Raw genomic sequence first — 18,042 nt, forward strand, 5'->3', positions numbered from 1 at the left:
ACCTGATTTTCTACTGCGCAGCCTTTCGATCAATAGCATTTTTATGCAATTCATCCAGTAACTGCATTTCTTCGTCCGGAAGGAGCTGTAAGGCCATTTCAAGCAAAAGCAGTACATCAATTCCTGACTCACATGCAGAAGAATAACCCGAATTATCATTTTTTAGCGCACAAATACTTGCTTTAAGCAGGCAGGAAACCATTAGATTTAATTCGTTATACGAAGCTGTTTTTAATGTGACATTAAACAAATTCCCATTGCTGTTATCGGACTTTAGTTTTGTAAAATATTCCATGTTTTTTACTAATTTTAAAAAATCGGTGGCGGACTCTTCTTGTTGTGTTTTCATTTTTTTTGTTTTTAATTTATTAATTGAAGTAAAAATCCTACTTTTACGGCGCCGCAAGTAAGCAAGAGATTTTATTGTTTCAAACTATTACAAGTTGTGTCTCACCAACGCCAACTTGTTTTTCACTAAAATCTATTTTTTTTAAGAATTTTAAATACCTTTGAGTTATGAGCACAGCAATAAAACCAAAACACATCGGCAGAAATATCAGCCGTATCAGGGAATTACGAGGCATGAAGCAGGAAGCACTGGCCATCGCTATTGGCATCAGTCAGCAATCTGTTTCTAACATTGAAGGAAGCGAAATTGTTGATGAAGACAGACTAAACGCAATTGCAGAAGTACTAGGAGTTTCTGCTGAAGCAATCAAAAATTACAGCGATGAAAGTGTTTTAAATAATATTCAAAATAATTATGAAGGTTCCGTAATTAATAGCGGGCCAACACTTAATCATAATTGCTCTTTCAATCCACTCGATAAAGTAGTCGAACTGTACGAACGTCTGGTTCAGGCAGAAAAAGACAAAGTTGAATATATAGAGAAATTGCTAAAAGGAAAATAATCTATTTCAAAAGCACGCAAAAAACCTCTGTACCTTTGCAACTTTGCCTCTTTGAACCTCAAAAAAAATGAACCTATACTCAGAACATTATGTGAGTGAAAAGTGCGAAAGATTCGTCAATAAAATCTGGTGTCTGGATAATAGCACAGGCCAGACTTTAATCGAAAACAAACTCGTTTTACCCAATGGCTGTTTTAATCTGGCGATTGTTACCGGAAATTTTATAGAAGTTCATACCAGTAAAAAGAAGTACGAAATGAACGAAGGATTCTATTTCTGCTCGCAAATGACAAATAAGGTTTTAGTCAACATTCAGCCTGAAACCAAAGTTACAATTATTCAACTGCACACTTGGACGCTTTCGATGTTTCCGAATTATGATTTAAGTGATTTTTCTGATTCGATCCTTAAATTGCAACAGACCGATCTTCATTTCGATACTAAAACCGAATATAATTTCAGGAACTCCACTTCAGAATTATTACTAGCTGTAAACTCTTATTTTGAGGAATTGGCCTCTTTACATCCCGCCAAAAACCTTATCGAAAAAATCTGCGAAATCATCAAACTTCACGAGGAAGAAATTACGGTTTCTGAAATTGGAAAAATCTTAGCGCTCTCTCAGCGGTTATTGCAGATTAAGTTTAAAACTGCTACGGGACTCACAATCAAAAAATATATTCAGATTTTAAAATTCAGGAAATCGGTAGATCAGATGCTCACGATGAGCCAGGAAAAACTAAACCTGACCGATGTAGCGCTTTACAACAAATATTTTGACCAGTCACATTTTATAAAAAAGTTTAAAGATGTGACGAAAACAACTCCCAAAATGTTCAATTCAAGTTTGTATTTTCTTTCGCAAAAAAGGTAATATTCGCATTTATACAATTTTGTTAATTTTGATTGAGGTATTTTTGCAAATCATTAATCATCAATCAATCACAAAATGAAAATCAACAAATCAACTTTCCGTTTAAAAGCAATTTTAATCGGAATACTACTTTTCCTGTTCCATATCGGGTTTTCACAGGAAGAAAAAACCTCAGCATTGTACCAGACTATTATGTCAAAAGATAGTCTTCTTTTTAATGTAGGTTTCAATACTTGCGACGTTTCACAGTTTGAAAACCTGTTGAGTGACGACTTTGAGTTTTATCACGACAAAGACAGTATTTCCGACAAGGCTTTGTTTCTGAAAAATCTCAGAAAGGGTTTGTGCGGCTCCGTCGCAACTTATCAATCCAGAAGATACCTGGTACCCAACAGCACAGAAGTTTACCCGCTATACAAAAAAGGCGTTTTGTATGGTGCTTTACAAAACGGAATTCATCAGTTTTATGAAAAATCAGCCGGGAAAAATGAATCCCTGGCCAATGCAAAAGAACAATTTGGCAGCACAGCAAGATTTACCCACGTTTGGCTATTAGAAAACGGTGTCTGGAAACTGAAACGTTCTTTTAGTTACGATCATCAGAGCGAAAATACGGCAGGAACTAAAGCAAGCATTTTTGACAATGACCCCGAAATTGAAAAATGGCTGAAACAAAATAATATTCCAACACTTGGAATCGGCGTTATCAACAACGGAAAACTGCAGGAAATAAAGGTATATGGTGAACTCAAAAAAGGAGTTCCGGCACCTTACAATACCATTTGGAATGTCGCTTCGTTAACCAAACCCATAACTGCAATAGTGGCCTTAAAACTGGTCAGTACAGGAAAATGGGATTTAGACGAACCTGTGTACAAATACTGGACAGATCCGGATATTGCCAAAGATCCGAACAACAAATTACTCACGACACGTATTATTTTAAGCCATCAGACCGGTTTTCCGAACTGGAGATTTATGAACGAATCGGGCAAACTGGATTTTAAATTCAAACCCGGAACAAAATACCAATATTCAGGAGAAGGATTGGAATATCTGAGAAAAGCACTGGAAAGCAAATTTCATAAATCCTTAAATCAGTTGGCTTCTGAACTGATATTCGAACCTCTTAAAATGACGGATACCCAATATTTCTGGGACAAAAAAACCGATGCATCAAGGTTTGCAACCGGATATGACAATAAGGGAAATGCCTATGAAACCCATAAAAACACAACAGCAAATGCGGCTGACGATTTACTAACTACGATTGGAGATTACGGAACCTTTTTATGCAGTGTCCTGAACGGCGACGGTTTAACCAAAAAAGTTTTTGACGAAATGACTGCCAATCAGGTGGAGACCGAAAAAGGCAAACATTTTGGATTGGGTTTTGAAAAATATGATCTCGAAAACGGGGAATATGCGTTATCGCACGGCGGTTCTGACCAAGGCGTTCAGACTCTTGTTTTTATATTACCGAAAACAAAACAAGGCCTGCTTATTTTCACCAATGTGGATGATGGCTACAAAGTGTACGAGAAATTACTTTTGCACTACTTAGGTAAAAACGGAAAAAGACTGATTGATATTGAAACAAAGTAACTGAAGTACCAAAAAATTTAAATATGCTACCGATGATAAATATACTTGTTCTCTTTATGCTGTTTTTAAGCAGGGAAGCATTAGGCCATACAAAGAGTGAAGAATTAAAAACAGATCAGTTGAAAACTGAAATCATCAGAATGGACAGCCTGCTTTTTGATGTGGCATTCAATCAGTGCGATGCTGCTCTTTTTAAAAAAATAATAGGTGATGATGTCGAATTTTATGATGACCGATACGGATTTAACATCCCTTACGGCAACGACATAAAAGCTTTGTCTGAAAATTACACCCGGGCAGAAAACATAACCCGAAAATTAGACTGCTGTACTATCGATAAATTAGGAGATTTTGGTGCGGTACAAGTTGGCGAACATACTTTTTTTACGAATGATATTCCTGAAGGAACCGGAAAATTTATTCATATCTGGGAACGAAAAGGCAAAGACTGGAAATTGAAACGAATCGTTACGTACGGACACAAACCTTTCGAAAAAAACGCTTAGTAAACCCTTATTCTTCTTTCTTTAAAATTAAATAAGAAAAAAAGGACTAACATTGAAACGAAATAAAAAATTCGTCGTCTAACAGATTAGCATACAGGAATATAATTTTTTATTATCTTTAAAACTAATCATCAATCATTATGAAAAAACAATCAAACCACTCTTTATTAAAATCAATTACACTTTGTGCGATTGCATTTTTTACCCTCAATCTATCGTTTGCCCAGGACAAAGCAAAGCAAATTGAACGATTAATGAGCCTATATTCTGAATACGGACAACTTAACGGGTCGGTACTTGTTTCGGAACATGGAAAAGTAATCTTCAAAAAAGGATATGGTCTCGCGAATATGGAATGGAATATTCCGAACCAGCCGGATACCAAATTCAGGCTGGGTTCTATCAGTAAACAATTTACAGCGCTTTTAATTGTGAAGCTAGCGGAAGAAGGCAAATTAAAATTAGATGTGCCCATCACTACTTATTTACCGGATTATCCAAAAGCAACGGGTGACAAAATCACGATTCATCATTTGCTGACACATACTTCCGGAATTCCGAATTATACCAGTGCACCCAATTTCCTGAAAGAAAAGGCCAAAAATCCATATTCTCCCGCAGATTTTGTAAAAACATTTTCGAATCTGCCGCTTGAATTTAAGCCTGGGGAAAAATTCGCTTACAGTAATTCCGGTTATTTTTTATTGGGATATATCATTGAAAAAATTACCAGTAAAACATATGAGCAGTATTTACAGGAAATTATTTTTACACCTTTAAAAATGGTAAATTCCGGTTATGATCACAGCGATGTTCTTATAAAAAACAGAGCCGCAGGTTATGAAAAACAAGGCAAAAAAATCATTAATTCTTCTTATATCGATATGAGTATTCCATACGCAGCAGGATCTTTGTACAGTACTGTTGAGGATTTATACCTTTGGGATCAGGCCTTGTATACAAATAAATTACTTTCACCAGCCTCTATGGATTTGCTCTACAAACCTTATATCCGCATCGGCGATGAGGCTTACGGATACGGATGGTTTATCGGAGAGTTTGTAAACGGTAAGGACAAACTAAAAGTGATCGAGCATGGCGGCGGCATCAACGGGTTTAACACCATAATATCCCGTCTTCCGGCAGATAAAAACCTGGTTGTTATATTAAACAATACCGGAGGAACTGTTTTAGGAGAAATGAATGAGGCGATCAGAGCTATTTTATACAATCAGCCGTATCAACAGCCGAAAAAATCCATTGCTTTAGAATTAGTGGATATTTTTACGACAAAAGGACTGACAACCGGAATTGAGACGTACAAAAAATTAAAAAATGATCCCACTTACGGCATCAAAGAAGGGGAAATAAATAGCGCGGGTTATCAATTATTGCAAACCGGAAAAACAAAAGAAGCTATAGAAGTATTCAAGATCAATGTGGAAACTTTTCCTAAATCCGGGAATGTATATGACAGTTTGGGAGAAGCTTACCTGAAAGATGGAAACACCAAACTGGCCATCGAAAATTATAAAAAATCGATAGAACTGGATCCGAAAAATGAAAGCGGAAAAAAAGTGCTTGAAGAAATTTCCAAAAAACAATAAAAACAATCGTTAGTTGGTCAACTCCGACAGCAGAAATTAAAACCTCTGTTATCGGAGTTTTTTGTTTGAAAATCATTATTTTAGCTTGAGTCTTTTTATCCCTTTATAACGAATACGATGAAAGTTCACACTACAAATTACGAAAACACTTTTATTGAAGTGGCAGAAGATTGTCCTGCTGTGAGCGGGGAAATCCCAAAGCCGAAAGCAGATGTAAAGACCATTGCGGCTATTATGTTTGAAATGATCCGCCAACATCCTTATCAATACACTTCGGACGATGTTTTATTTCAGGTTTTTGCAGACAAAAATGATCTGACAAAATCGGAATATGACGAAGCGCGTGAAAAATTCTTTTCCAAAGGACAGGCCTGCTTACGTGCTTCTCCCTTAACCAAACGATATGGCTGGGGCGTACATCATAATGAAAACGGAAAAATTGCCCTTTTCGGAAGGGAAACCGAAGACTATCAAAAGCTGCTAAACGATAAAAATCTGAAAGTGGTAAAGGCAATGCGGTCTTCGAGAAAATAATACAAAAAAGCAATATTTAAATACGGGTAATCGTAATCTTACGAACTCCGATAGTACAAAATTAAAAAAGTATTATCGGAGTTTTTTTTGTCTGAAAGTCATTTTTCAATTGACCATTTACAATAAAAAATACTATTTTAGCCGTGCCCGAAAAAACAATTTTATAATCCCGGATCAACCCGATTTACAGTACTAAAAGCTGTAAGTAATTTCGAAAAACCTATGAAAAATTTAAAAAAGATTTCCTTTTTGATTTTAATCTTAGTGCTCTTTGTGCCGTCTGTTGGTATTTCTCAGACTTCTTCTACAAATGTGCCACTGCCTTCCCAACAAAATACAATCATAGTCAACAAAATTATTGAAGCCACCAATTACAAAACTTATTTTGTTGATTATTGTCTGGGTAAAATAAACGAAACCGCTTCTAAAGAAAAATGGAACGACCAGAAAACCACTGCAATAACGGAAACCATTAATTTTAAAAACTTTAGGGAAGCCGTTTATAATATGTTTGCTTTTTATAATGAAGTCGAATTAGAGACGTTATTAAAAACATACGAAAAAGACAGTGTTTATCAAAGTACCAATGTGATGACGACCAACAAAGTCCTCCTTAATAATCTGGATATTTATGCCCGAGATGTTGTTAAGGGGAAATATTTAATTTCTAAGTAAAAAAAATTGGAAAATAAAAGTTTGATACTTTTATTTTCCAATTTTTTTAAGGTTCTGAGGCGCAAAGGCACAAAGGTTCTGAGGTTTTTAAACTTGGAATTTGGAATTTTAACCCTTTTATCTCTTCGGTTTCAGGACCAGTTTGGTTGACGTTTTTATGATTTCCTCTTTGTTCATTTTCATTTTTCTGAATTTGCCGGCGTTATACATTTCGGCCTGATCGTTATAATGTTTACTGAACTGATTACCGGATTGGCCCGTTGGCAAAATACTCCAGCTGTTTTCAATATCAGAGAAATCGACAATTCTTCTGGTGGAAGGCCCTCCTTTTACATCGTATTTCCCGTCACTGCTAAAACTAAAAAACTGATTATTGATTACCTCATTAGATCCCGGATCTTCAAAAGGCCCGACATTAAACAGTTTGCGCAAAGCTGCTATTTTCCCCAACGGATGCTCGTGTTCGACGGTATGTACTTTTCCCCAGTTCCAATCGGAAACCTGATTGCCTAACTGCTTTTGAAGCGCCGCAATTGCCTCATGAAATGACTTTGAAACAATTTCACTTCTGGTTTCTTTTGTATTTTTTGTTTTGATGTTATCCCACCACACTGAATTTTCATTGGTGATTTGTTTCGCAATAATCTGCTTTGCTAAATGCATTCCGATAAATAAATTGAAATTATCTTCACCCATTTCGTCTGCAAAAGTATTTTTCAAATAGAGGTAAATCCATTTATTGTAAATGGTTGGCGCAACATCTTCTAAATTGTGACTTCCATTCCACGACTTCAAAACTGTAATGGCCTGTCTTTCTTCCGCTGAAACAGAATTACTATTCAGATTCGAAATTAGACTTGCAACCGTACCGGGAACAACGGCAGAGGTATTATCGTAAATCATTTTACTTATCGCTTCTTTATCCCAATCTGATTTTGGATCTAACAATCCTGAAATTCTTTTAGCGCGATCTTCCGGCAGATAATATCCGGGATACAAATACCCGTCAACCGCTTCCGGCTGATTATTCGCAGAATAGACATATCCCCACTTAGGGTTTTCAGCTGATGGATTTTTCGAAAAATCTAAATATTCGGTAATATCATCTTTACCACTTGCACCATCTAAGATAAAAAAGGAATTCACGCCTTTATTGTGCTTGTACAATTTCCCTGTTGCCCACCAGGCTACATTTCCTTTGGCATCCCCATACATCACATTCAGTCCCGGAGCGGCCACTAATTGAACCGCTTTTCTGAAATCATCTTTGCTTTTAGCATGAGAAAGTCCGTAAATAGCATCCAGAATCTGAATCGGCTGTTGTGTATAAACCCATGACATGGCAATCGGATTTTTGCGGTCTAAATGTTCCAGTATATCGTTTACAATAGGTCCGTGGCGGCTTGATTTAAAAGTCAAAACCACATCTGACGTATCTTTTACTTTTATCGTTTTTTTTATGGTTTCATAAGCTCCAAAACCTGTTGGCGTCTGATATTGACTTGGGTCCCCTTTTTTGTTGGTCTCTTTATAAAAATCGATATCATCATTTTCGAACATCGTGAGCCCGTAAGCATAATCGCGGTTGTGTGCCAATAGCGGAAACGGCGTTCCGGCAAGATAACAGCCATATATTTCATACTTAGGCGTTACCAGATGGGCTTCATACCAGGTTCCCGGCTGCGAAAAGCCAATGTGCGGATCGTTCGCGAAGATAACTTTTCCACTTTTTGTTTTATGAGGCCCAACGACCCAACTGTTGCTCCCTACAAATGGCGGAATCGGTGATTTATCTAACAAGGCCGCTACAGATTTTGCAATCGTGCTGTATTCTTCTAAATTTTCTTTCGAACTTTTAATCTGCGTGGTATTAAATTCGCCTTCAATTCCTAAATCTTTGAGGTATGCTGCGCCATATTTGTTGCGAATGTCGGTCAAAAATGGATCTGTTTTTTGAGCCATTGCAAAACTAAAAGACATGTAACCGAAGATATTATAAATGTCTTTTATGGTGAATTTTTCTTTTTTCACCCCCACTAATGTAAATTCAAGTGGTGTGGTACCTTCTTCCAAATATTGATTAATCCCATCTAAATAAGCCATTGCCAATTGATAACTCTGGCTGTTTTTGTCTAATTTAGAAATGGCTTTGTCTGAAGCTTCTTCGATACCAATTCCGGAGAAAAACGTATCATTCTTAAGCGCTACCGATCCGAAGATTTCAGACAATCTTCCCGGAGCAATTCGGCGCAACAATTCCATCTGCCATAATCTTTCCTGTGCATGTACATAACCCAAAGCAGTCATCGCGTCTTTTTCTGAATCAGCATAAATATGAGGAACTCCAAAATCATCAAAATAGACTGTTGTTTCCTTCTGCAGGTTTTTTAGTTCCAGTTCTCCGCCATATTTAGGCTTCAGATGGAATATGTACCCAAACAAACCAATTCCGAGAGCCACAATTAACACCAATACAACCAACAGGATTTTTTTAATTTTTCTCATATTTAAAAAAGTATAAACAAATGGGCGATTCATAAATGATGTAACTTAAAGGAAAAATCATGTAAGAAAGCTTCCTTTTAAAAACCTAAATTTATGTATTAAAACCATTACTTTACTATGTCAATCTATAAAAAAATAGCAATCGGTGTAATTTCTCTCTTCCTTTTTGTGATTTTAATCAATATTGGCCTCAATTATTGGATAAAAAAACAATTGCCCATTATTATAGATGAGAAAAATAATACGCCCTATAATATCAATTACGAAAAAATCGAAGTCTCACTGGTATCAAGAAATATCTACGCGACGACACTATTGGTACACCCTAAAAATCAGCCTAAGGACAGTAAAAACGGACTGTATGCCAAAATTGAATCTGTCACTATTAAACATTTTAATATTTGGGACCTGGCGTTTCGCGATATCATCCAGGCCGAAAGCATCGTGATCGATCAACCCCGTGTAATTTTATATAAAAAAGGGGAAAAACTGCTGAATAACAATAAAAGTATTCGGACACAAATCATTGAGCCTTTCCGAAAAATAATAGCCGTTAAGAATATTTACCTTAATGACGGTGCCGTAGATGTTGTTTCCTTAAACACCAATAAACCGATTTTGAACGTCAAAAAAATCATTCTGAAACTGGAGGGGATTTTGATTACGGACACGACTTTAAAAGAAAAGATTCCACTTCAATACGAAAAATATACTTTGGTTTGTGACAGCCTTTATTACAAACCGAGTTCTTTTTACCGAATTGCTATTGGCAAGATCATTACTGAAAACAACTTTATAAAAATCAATAAATTTTCGCTTTTACCGGAATATTCCAGAAAAGTTTTTGTTCAGAAACTCGAAAAAGAAAAAGACATTTATACCTTAAAAATAGATTCTGCCAATATCAACAATCTGAAATGGGGTTTCAAAAATGATCGTTTTTTCTTTAATGCTTCTTCTGTCGTTATGGATCATTTTGATGCTAATATTTATCGCAGTAAAATGCCCAAAGACGATTTAAGCAAAAAATACCTCTATAACCATTTATTGAGAAAAATCAAATTCCCAATGAAGATTGATTCTTTGCTGATTCGAAAATCAAAATTGGTTTATGAGGAAGAAATTGATTTTTCCAAAGGTCCCGGAATTTTGACTTTCGATCATTTTAATCTTCAGGCGAATAATCTTCAAAGCGGTTTTGGACTAAAAAAAGTAGACGATGTAAAAATTGTCATTGATTGCAGGTTTATGAAAACATCACCTTTTCATGTGAACTGGAATTTTAATGTCCTGGATATAAAAGACAGTTTTCATATTCAGGGAAAGATTTCCAATTTTGACGTTGCCGCCATGTCTCAATTTAGCAAACCTTACATGAATACTTCTTTCACGGGAACTTTTAAAACCTATACTTTTAATTTTTATGGAAATGACGTTACTGCAAAAGGAAATGCAGCATTGGTTTATGACGATCTGAAAATCAAACTTTATAAAAAGAAAAATCCGGAAAAAGAAGCCAAATTCAAAAGTGCCATTGCCAATTTATTAGTGAAAAACGATTCGGATCATAAAGCCAGGAATGCCGATGTTGAATTAGAACGAATTCCCGAAAAGTCATTTTACAACTTTTTATGGCGCAGTGTAGCCGAATCACTGAAGAAAATTTTGATTTAAAATTTTAAATCACTCAAAACCTGATATATGTCAGGTTTTGAGACAATCTTTTTTCCAACATTTGCTCTTTTAACTCAAAAAGCAAATGTCAAAAAATAATTTACACACATTTCATATTCCCGTAATGGGACTTGCTTATACGATTGACAGCCCTATTCGGGTAGCGCAATATGGCATTTCCTCCGTAATCTCTATTGCTGATGATGAGTTAATTGAAAAAATGAGACTTTTTTACAGTACCAAATTCAATCAGCCCTATCAGGAAATCAGTCAGAAGATACAGGATTACCGCGCGGAACGCATTACTTCCTATCTGAATTTAGTCGATAAAATTGTAAAGCAAAAGTTTGAAAGCTTTAAAATGGAACTGGCCGAAAGTAAAACAGCCCTGGAAAATTTTATGGCGATGTTACCCAATACTTCCGATATCAAAAAAGGGTTTCAGAATTTGCTGGATGACGGGATTACTTTTAAGGACAACATTCAGAATTATATCGAATCTCAGCTTTCCCCCGGTGCTATCGATGTCAACATCATGACCAAACTTGACAAAGATAATTTTAATAAAAACACACCGCTTCCTATCGAATTTAATGATGCCCATGCTGCCTTAAGAGGTTTTGCAAAGAGCAACCTTAACTCTTCGGTTGTGCTTTCTGCCGGAATGAATCCAAGGCTTTACAGTTATTTTGAAAACTTCACTGATTTTTATCCGGATGAAAATAATATACTGAAAAAGAAAATTATTTTAAAAGTAAGTGATTTTCGTTCTGCCATGATACAGGGAAACTTTTTGGCCAAGAAAGGGCTCTGGGTTTCAGAATACCGAATAGAATCGGGACTGAACTGCGGCGGACATGCCTTTGCCACCGAAGGATTGCTTCTGGGCACCATTTTAGAGGAATTCAGACAAAAAAAAGAACAATTAGTACAATCGTCGCACGAAATGATGATTAAGGTGTTACAGCAAAAAAACGTGCCTTTTCCCGAAAGACCGTTAGCAACAAAAATTACGGTTCAGGGCGGAGTCGGAACTGCAGAAGAACACGAATTTCTGTTAGATACGTACCAGGTAGATTCCGTAGGATGGGGAACTCCGTTTTTACTGGTTCCGGAAGCAACTTCTGTAGACCGCGAAACCAGGAAACTATTGATCGATGCCAAAGAAGAGGATTTATATTTAAGTCATATTTCACCTCTTGGAGTGCCTTTTAATTCTTTGAGAGGCACCTCAAATGAAATTTTAAAACAAAAACGAATTCAGGAGAACAAAGCAGGTAGTTCCTGTCCGAAACGCTTTCTGGCATTAAGCAAAGAATATGGTCCGGATGGAATTTGTACTGCGGCAAAAAAATATCAGGATCTAAAACTGGCAGCATTAGAAAACGTAAAACAAACACTTTCTGATTCCGGTTATAGTAAAGCAAAAGATTCTATTACCGAGAAATCATGTTTATGTGTCGGGCTGGCGAATGCCGCTTATTTGGAAAATGACATCAAAATAAAAGGACAAGCCCAGGGTGTTGTGATCTGTCCGGGACCTAATATGGCTTATTTCGATCAGGAAGTTTCGCTTAAAGAAATGCTACAACACATTTACGGAAACCATTCTGTATTAAGAAATTTAGACCGTCCCAATATATTCGTAAAAGAATTAAAAATGTATCTGGATTATTTCAGGAATGAAATTGAAAATAGCACAGGAGAAATCACTTCCAATCAGTTAAAAAAATGGAATACTTTTAAATCCAATCTTTTTGAAGGTATTGCCTATTATCAAAATTTACTTGAATCGACTTCCTATTTCAAAACTGATTTAGATAAAATCAAAGAACAGTTCCATTTCTGTAAACTGGAATTAGCGGAAATTAAAGTACCGGAATATTCCTAAAAACGAAAACCCCGAATTGAAATTCAATCCGGGGTTTTATATTTAAACTGTGTCTTAGTCTATGTTTATTTCTTTTTGGAATCGATAATAGCTCCTGTTCCGGCTCCAACTCCGGCACCTGCTAATCCACCGATTATAGCACCTTCGCCTTTTTTCTTACTGACAGCTGCTCCGGTAATGGCTCCGACTCCGGCACCAATTACAGCACCTTTGGCAGCAGAACTCCAGCCTTTCTTTTTGGCGGGTGCAGCGGTCGTGGTTCCATCAGCCTGATGATTTACGACAACTACTTTCTGAGCTTCGGCTTTTTCTTTTTCCATTTTAGCCATTTCCACGTTCATTGAATCAATAACTTTTTGTTTATTAATTTCAACTTTCATCGAATCTATGCTAGCCTGTTTCGCTTTGCTAATATCCATCTTATCCTGATTCTGACAAGAAACGATACTCAAGGCTGCTATTATTACAACTATTGCTTTCATGATTTTTGGCATTTAAATTATACTGTACAAATTAAAGCGTAATCAATGAGGCATATGTTACATAATTTCATTTAAACATTACAGAATTTGGCATTTCTATTTTCCCAGAATTCCCTTTTTAAGGATTTGTCCGAAATCATACATATCTTCATAGGAGCAATACAACGGAACCGGTGCCAGACGAATTACATTGGGTTCACGCCAATCTGTAATAACTCCGTTTTTCATTAAATAATCGAATAAACTTCTTCCTTCTCCATGTAAAAAAACAGATAACTGAGACGCTCTTTCTTCCGGATTTGAAGGGGTAATAATTTCAAAACTACCTTTAACTTCTTTATCTATTTCGTGTAGAATGAATTCTAAATAGGAAGTGATATGATCTCTTTTTGCAATTAAGGCGTCCATTCCAACTTCTGCAAACATTTCCACAGAAGCCAGATAAGGCGCTAATGAAAGTACCGGTAAATTACTGATTTGCCATCCGCCTGCTCCGTGAACCGGATCGAACACTGGTTCCATTTTAAAACGGCGTTCTTTATTGTGTCCCCACCAACCTGCAAAACGGGGCAGGCTCGAATCGTTGTGGTGTTTTTCATGAACAAAACAACCCGAGGCATTGCCCGGTCCTGAGTTCATATATTTATAACTGCACCAGGCGGCGAAATCTACATTCCAGTCATGAAGCTGCAATTTGATATTTCCGGCTGCATGTGCCAAATCCCAGCCTACTCTTGCGCCGGCTTTTTGTCCTGCGGCTGTAATTGTTTTGATATCAAACACCTGTCCCGTGTAGTAGTTTACCCCTCCGATTAAAACCAGCGCCAGTTGATCACCAACTTCCTCGATTTTAGCCAGGACATCTTCCAGACGAATGTTGTGTTCTCCTTCGCGGCGTTTAATTTCCACAATAGCATCTTCCGGTTTATAGCCATGAAAATCAACCTGACTCTGAAACATGTACTGATCAGAAGGAAATGCTTTCTCTTCGCAGATAATTTTGTAACGTGTTGCTGTTGGCTGATAAAATGAAACCATCAGCAAATGGAGATTTACGGTTAAAGTATTCATCACCGTAACTTCTGAAGGCAAGGCCCCCACAATTTTACTCAAGGGTTCAGCAAATCTTTCCTGATAATCCCACCATGGTTTCTGAGCATAAAAATGACCTTCAACAGCAAGTTCTGCCCAGTCATTCATTACTTCATCGATGTAGGCTTTGGTCCGTTTTGGCTGTAATCCTAAAGAGTTACCTGTGAAATAAATTACGCGTTTTTCATTTACTTTAGGAAAAATAAACTGATCCTGATAATGATTTAATGTGTCCTGCGAATCAAGCTCTCGTGCGAATTCGCGTGTATTTAGAAAAGTCATTGTTTTTTGTTTTGAATCGTAAAAATAGGGAAATGTTCTTGAAAGTTGTTGTTTTTGTTTCAGGTTTCAAGTTTCAGGTTTGAAATGAGGGGTAGATGCAGTTTGTGTGTTTAAACGCAAAGTTCACAATACTGATACTTGTCTGGATACACAAAGTTCGCAAAGCCATTCCGCCCTGGGATAAACCTGAAACCTGAAACTTGAAATAAAACCATTTATAAAACAGAAAACCCGACAGGTTGTAAAAACCTGTCGGGTCTGCTTATGAGATAGATTCACCTTATAGAATTAACATCGCATCTCCGTAAGAATAGAATTTATATTCTTCTTTGATAGCTTCTTCGTAGGCTCTTTTCATTAAATCGTGACCACAGAAAGCAGAAATCATCATTAATAATGTTGATTTTGGTGTGTGAAAGTTTGTAATCATACAATTTGCAATACTAAAATCGTGAGGAGGGAAAATAAATTTATTCGTCCATCCTTCATAAGGATTTAACGTATTTTGAGAAGAAACCGAACTTTCAATCGCACGCATTGAAGTTGTTCCCACTGCACAAATACGTTTTTTGTTCGCTTTTGCCTCATTTACGATATCGCAGGCTTCCTGTTTGATAATCAATTCCTCTGAATCCATTTTATGTTTAGACAAATCTTCTACCTCAACCGGATTGAAAGTTCCTAAACCAACATGTAAAGTCACTTCAGCAAAATTTACGCCTTTGATTTCTAATTTTTTCAAAAGGTGTTTTGAGAAGTGCAAACCAGCAGTTGGTGCCGCTACAGCTCCTTCTTCTTTGGCATAAATAGTCTGGTATCTTTCAGCATCTTCAGCCGTTACTTCTCTGTTGATGTATTTTGGAATTGGAGTTTCTCCAAGTTCTGTTAATTTGTTTCTGAATTCTTCGTAAGATCCATCGTATAAGAAACGCAAAGTTCTTCCACGGGAAGTCGTATTGTCAATTACCTCAGCAACCAACGAATCGTCGTCACCAAAATAAAGTTTATTACCAATTCTGATTTTACGGGCCGGATCTACCAAAACGTCCCAAAGACGTTGCTCTGAATTTAATTCTCTTAACAAGAAAACCTCAATTCTAGCTCCTGTTTTTTCTTTGTTTCCGTACAAACGTGCAGGGAAAACTTTAGTATTGTTAAGAATTAAAACGTCTCCGTCATCAAAATAATTGATAACATCTTTAAACATTTTGTGCTCTATAGTTTGTTTTTGACGATCGATTACCATTAAACGGGATTCGTCTCTGTTTTCTGCCGGGAATTCCGCTAAAAGTTCTTTCGGTAAATTAAATTGAAAATGTGATAATTTCATTTGAGAAAGTTATGAGTTATAGATTTCGATCAGGATTATTTGGATACCTGATTTTTAATCGTGTGCAAATATACGACTGTGAGATAGGCGTTGTCAAGTGTTTTGCTGTTTATTTTCAAAAGCCGTTGATTTGCTGCGGTTTGGAGTCTCTTAAAAAAATGAATTTCACTACTTTTTTCACCATATCAGAAATATAAGTTCATTTAATCCGGATTTCCTGTTTTTCAAAAATCGAAAAACTCAACTATTTAAAACCGACAGGTTTTAAAAACCTGTCGGTTTTCCTTCATCGTTTTCATAAAAAAACCTCCGGTCAAAACCGGAGGCTATGTAATTATGCTCAATTCACTTAAATGAACTTACATTACTTATATGGTTTAATTTTCTTATAATTCTGAAATTTCGAAATTCAATTGTTTCAGATCCTCCCAGAAATCAGGATATGATTTGGAGACCACTTCGGCATTTTCGATTATAATAGGAATTTTTAAAGCTAAAGGTGCGAAAGCCATTGCCATACGGTGATCGTTATAAGTCGCAATTTTGACATTGTGATTTATATTTTCACAAGCTGCCAAAGTCAGGCTATCATTAGTTACTGAGATAGTAGCGCCTAATTTGGTCAGTTCAATTCTAAGTGCTTCAAGACGGTCTGTTTCTTTAATTTTTAAAGTGTGAAGCCCTGTTAAATGACAGCCGATTCCCAAACCTAAACAAGTCACTACAATTGTTTGAGCAATGTCAGGTGTGTTGTTTAACTCAAAATTTACCGTTTCAAATTTAAAGTTCTGCTGTTTTACCAAAGTCATTTTGTTGTCCTGAAACGTAGTCTGAACTCCTAATTTCTCATAAAGTGATACTAATTCAGAATCTCCTTGTAAGCTGTTTTCTTTATAACTGCTCAATGTTATTGAAGCTGTATCGGCCAGAGCCACCAAACTAAAAAAGTAAGAAGCGGAACTCCAGTCTGATTCTACCACCATTTCTTTAGTCGCAACCTCCGCTTTTGGGTATACTTTGATTACGTTTCCTTCAAAACTGGTCTGAATGTCCAAATCTTTCAGCAAAGCTAAGGTCATTTTGATATACGGAACCGACGTAATTTCGCCTTCTAAAGTCAGTTCCAACCCATTTTCAAGTTTTGAAGCTACTAATAAAAGTGCGGAAATATACTGACTGCTTACATTGGCAGCAAGAGTAACTTTTGAAGCCGTTACTTTTTTTCCTTTGATTCTTATTGGCGGATATCCTTCTTGTTTCTGATAGGAGATTTCAACACCTAATTGTGCCAAAGCTTCTACCAAAATCTTTATCGGACGCTCCTGCATTCTGGATGAACCGGTCATTACAACTTCTCTTCCTTCTTTTACAGCAAAATAAGCGGTTAAAAAACGCATTGCTGTTCCGGCATGGTGAATGTCTACAATTTCATCATTTCCAATCAGGGCTTTTTGCATTACTTCGCTGTCATCTGAGTTTGAAGTATTGGCTAAGGTGATATTTGGAAACAATGCTTTGAGCAATAATAAACGATTCGTTTCGCTTTTTGATCCTGTTACTGCAATTTGTCCTTGTAAATTATGTTGAGTGGTGTGAAGTAGTAAATTCATTATTTTAATTGTAAGTTGTAAATTATGAATTACGAAGGATTAGAAACGTAATTCAGCCCCGCAATTTACCACTCCCCGTTCATAATTCAAAATTCAGCACTCATAATTCAAAGCTTATGAATGATATTTCACAATTATTTTAATTTATCGTTGTTTTTGTGACGGTCTTTATCCCTAACTGATTTTAAATCCATTTTTTTATCGAAAGCGGCCTGCAAATCAATTCCGGTCTGATTGGCGAGACACAGAACCACAAACACAACATCTGCCAGTTCCTCTCCCAGATCTTTGTTTTTATCACTTTCTTTTTCGGATTGTTCGCCATAACGTCTGGCAATAATGCGGGCTACTTCACCCACTTCTTCCGTAAGCTGTGCCATATTGGTAAGTTCATTAAAATAACGAACTCCGTGTTCTTTTATCCAGTTGTCTACGTCTAATTGTGCGTTTTTTAAGTCCATTA

The 18,042-nt window shown here is 36.5% G+C and carries 16 protein-coding genes; 9 read left to right on the top strand and 7 right to left on the bottom strand.

From position 1 onward, the window contains the following. Positions 1-10: 10 nt before the first annotated feature. Positions 11-349, bottom strand: a complete 339-nt coding sequence (locus GJU43_RS14350) for a hypothetical protein (protein WP_154341450.1) — start codon at positions 347-349, stop codon at positions 11-13. Between the two features lie 167 nt (positions 350-516). Between GJU43_RS14350 and GJU43_RS14355 the strand changes: the two genes are divergently transcribed. The 7 genes from GJU43_RS14355 (at position 517) to GJU43_RS14385 (ending at position 6,713) form a co-directional block, all read left to right on the top strand. Continuing rightward, a complete protein-coding gene (locus GJU43_RS14355; protein ID WP_154341451.1) occupies positions 517-912 on the top strand; it encodes a helix-turn-helix domain-containing protein in 396 nt (131 codons plus the stop codon). A 67-nt stretch (positions 913-979) separates the two neighbouring features. Further along, a complete protein-coding gene (locus GJU43_RS14360; protein WP_154341452.1) occupies positions 980-1,786 on the top strand; it encodes an AraC family transcriptional regulator in 807 nt (268 codons plus the stop codon). A 75-nt stretch (positions 1,787-1,861) separates the two neighbouring features. After that, positions 1,862-3,391, top strand: coding sequence for a serine hydrolase (locus GJU43_RS14365; RefSeq protein WP_154341453.1), 1,530 nt, complete (start codon positions 1,862-1,864; stop codon positions 3,389-3,391). A gap of 32 nt (positions 3,392-3,423) precedes the next feature. After that, entirely contained in the window at positions 3,424-3,897 is a 474-nt protein-coding gene (locus tag GJU43_RS14370; protein WP_229655066.1) for a DUF4440 domain-containing protein, read from the top strand. Between the two features lie 140 nt (positions 3,898-4,037). Further along, entirely contained in the window at positions 4,038-5,504 is a 1,467-nt protein-coding gene (locus GJU43_RS14375; RefSeq protein ID WP_154341455.1) for a serine hydrolase, read from the top strand. A 117-nt stretch (positions 5,505-5,621) separates the two neighbouring features. After that, the gene (locus tag GJU43_RS14380; protein WP_154341456.1) at positions 5,622-6,038 is read left to right on the top strand and encodes a DUF6157 family protein; all 417 of its coding nucleotides are present in this window, start codon (positions 5,622-5,624) and stop codon (positions 6,036-6,038) included. 222 nt (positions 6,039-6,260) lie between these two features. Continuing rightward, the gene (locus tag GJU43_RS14385) at positions 6,261-6,713 is read left to right on the top strand and encodes a hypothetical protein (protein ID WP_154341457.1); all 453 of its coding nucleotides are present in this window, start codon (positions 6,261-6,263) and stop codon (positions 6,711-6,713) included. Between the two features lie 117 nt (positions 6,714-6,830). On the opposite strand, the gene GJU43_RS14390 is transcribed toward GJU43_RS14385, so the two are convergent. After that, on the bottom strand, positions 6,831-9,218 hold the full coding sequence (locus tag GJU43_RS14390; protein WP_154341458.1) for a penicillin acylase family protein: 2,388 nt from the start codon (positions 9,216-9,218) through the stop codon (positions 6,831-6,833). 117 nt (positions 9,219-9,335) lie between these two features. On the opposite strand from GJU43_RS14390, the gene GJU43_RS14395 reads away from it, so the two are divergent. Next, positions 9,336-10,892: a hypothetical protein gene (locus GJU43_RS14395; protein WP_154341459.1), complete on the top strand. Its 1,557-nt coding sequence runs from the start codon at positions 9,336-9,338 to the stop codon at positions 10,890-10,892. A gap of 85 nt (positions 10,893-10,977) precedes the next feature. After that, entirely contained in the window at positions 10,978-12,783 is a 1,806-nt protein-coding gene (locus tag GJU43_RS14400; protein ID WP_154341460.1) for a hypothetical protein, read from the top strand. A 65-nt stretch (positions 12,784-12,848) separates the two neighbouring features. On the opposite strand, the gene GJU43_RS14405 is transcribed toward GJU43_RS14400, so the two are convergent. The 5 genes from GJU43_RS14405 to GJU43_RS14425 form a co-directional block, all read right to left on the bottom strand. Continuing rightward, entirely contained in the window at positions 12,849-13,265 is a 417-nt protein-coding gene (locus GJU43_RS14405) for a glycine zipper family protein (RefSeq protein ID WP_154341461.1), read from the bottom strand. Positions 13,266-13,361: 96 nt separating this feature from the next. Continuing rightward, positions 13,362-14,639 carry a kynureninase gene (gene kynU, locus GJU43_RS14410; RefSeq protein WP_154341462.1) on the bottom strand — a complete coding sequence of 426 codons (1,278 nt, stop codon included), beginning with the start codon at positions 14,637-14,639 and terminating at the stop codon, positions 13,362-13,364. A 280-nt stretch (positions 14,640-14,919) separates the two neighbouring features. Beyond that, positions 14,920-15,969 (bottom strand): tRNA preQ1(34) S-adenosylmethionine ribosyltransferase-isomerase QueA, encoded by a 1,050-nt coding sequence (queA, locus tag GJU43_RS14415; RefSeq protein ID WP_154341463.1) that lies wholly within the window; start codon positions 15,967-15,969, stop codon positions 14,920-14,922. 386 nt (positions 15,970-16,355) lie between these two features. Beyond that, positions 16,356-17,579, bottom strand: a complete 1,224-nt coding sequence (aroA, locus tag GJU43_RS14420; RefSeq protein WP_154341464.1) for a 3-phosphoshikimate 1-carboxyvinyltransferase — start codon at positions 17,577-17,579, stop codon at positions 16,356-16,358. 134 nt (positions 17,580-17,713) lie between these two features. Further along, positions 17,714-18,040 (bottom strand): nucleotide pyrophosphohydrolase, encoded by a 327-nt coding sequence (locus GJU43_RS14425; protein WP_127340449.1) that lies wholly within the window; start codon positions 18,038-18,040, stop codon positions 17,714-17,716. Between the last annotated feature and the right edge of the window lie 2 nt (positions 18,041-18,042).

It is taken from the genome of Flavobacterium sp. LC2016-23 (assembly GCF_009674775.1).
In the GTDB taxonomy this organism is placed as follows: Bacteria; Bacteroidota; Bacteroidia; order Flavobacteriales; family Flavobacteriaceae; genus Flavobacterium.

Excerpts from the sequence above, each read along its gene's own strand:
- GJU43_RS14350 (WP_154341450.1), bottom strand. The coding sequence starts at position 349 with ATGAAAACACAACAAGAAGAGTCCGCCACCGATTTTTTAAAATTAGTA.
- GJU43_RS14355 (WP_154341451.1), top strand. The coding sequence starts at position 517 with ATGAGCACAGCAATAAAACCAAAACACATCGGCAGAAATATCAGCCGT.
- GJU43_RS14360 (WP_154341452.1), top strand. The coding sequence starts at position 980 with ATGAACCTATACTCAGAACATTATGTGAGTGAAAAGTGCGAAAGATTC.
- GJU43_RS14365 (WP_154341453.1), top strand. The coding sequence starts at position 1,862 with ATGAAAATCAACAAATCAACTTTCCGTTTAAAAGCAATTTTAATCGGA.
- GJU43_RS14370 (WP_229655066.1), top strand. The coding sequence starts at position 3,424 with ATGATAAATATACTTGTTCTCTTTATGCTGTTTTTAAGCAGGGAAGCA.
- GJU43_RS14375 (WP_154341455.1), top strand. The coding sequence starts at position 4,038 with ATGAAAAAACAATCAAACCACTCTTTATTAAAATCAATTACACTTTGT.
- GJU43_RS14380 (WP_154341456.1), top strand. The coding sequence starts at position 5,622 with ATGAAAGTTCACACTACAAATTACGAAAACACTTTTATTGAAGTGGCA.
- GJU43_RS14385 (WP_154341457.1), top strand. The coding sequence starts at position 6,261 with ATGAAAAATTTAAAAAAGATTTCCTTTTTGATTTTAATCTTAGTGCTC.
- GJU43_RS14390 (WP_154341458.1), bottom strand. The coding sequence starts at position 9,218 with ATGAGAAAAATTAAAAAAATCCTGTTGGTTGTATTGGTGTTAATTGTG.
- GJU43_RS14395 (WP_154341459.1), top strand. The coding sequence starts at position 9,336 with ATGTCAATCTATAAAAAAATAGCAATCGGTGTAATTTCTCTCTTCCTT.
- GJU43_RS14400 (WP_154341460.1), top strand. The coding sequence starts at position 10,978 with ATGTCAAAAAATAATTTACACACATTTCATATTCCCGTAATGGGACTT.
- GJU43_RS14405 (WP_154341461.1), bottom strand. The coding sequence starts at position 13,265 with ATGAAAGCAATAGTTGTAATAATAGCAGCCTTGAGTATCGTTTCTTGT.
- kynU (WP_154341462.1), bottom strand. The coding sequence starts at position 14,639 with ATGACTTTTCTAAATACACGCGAATTCGCACGAGAGCTTGATTCGCAG.
- queA (WP_154341463.1), bottom strand. The coding sequence starts at position 15,969 with ATGAAATTATCACATTTTCAATTTAATTTACCGAAAGAACTTTTAGCG.
- aroA (WP_154341464.1), bottom strand. The coding sequence starts at position 17,579 with ATGAATTTACTACTTCACACCACTCAACATAATTTACAAGGACAAATT.
- GJU43_RS14425 (WP_127340449.1), bottom strand. The coding sequence starts at position 18,040 with ATGGACTTAAAAAACGCACAATTAGACGTAGACAACTGGATAAAAGAA.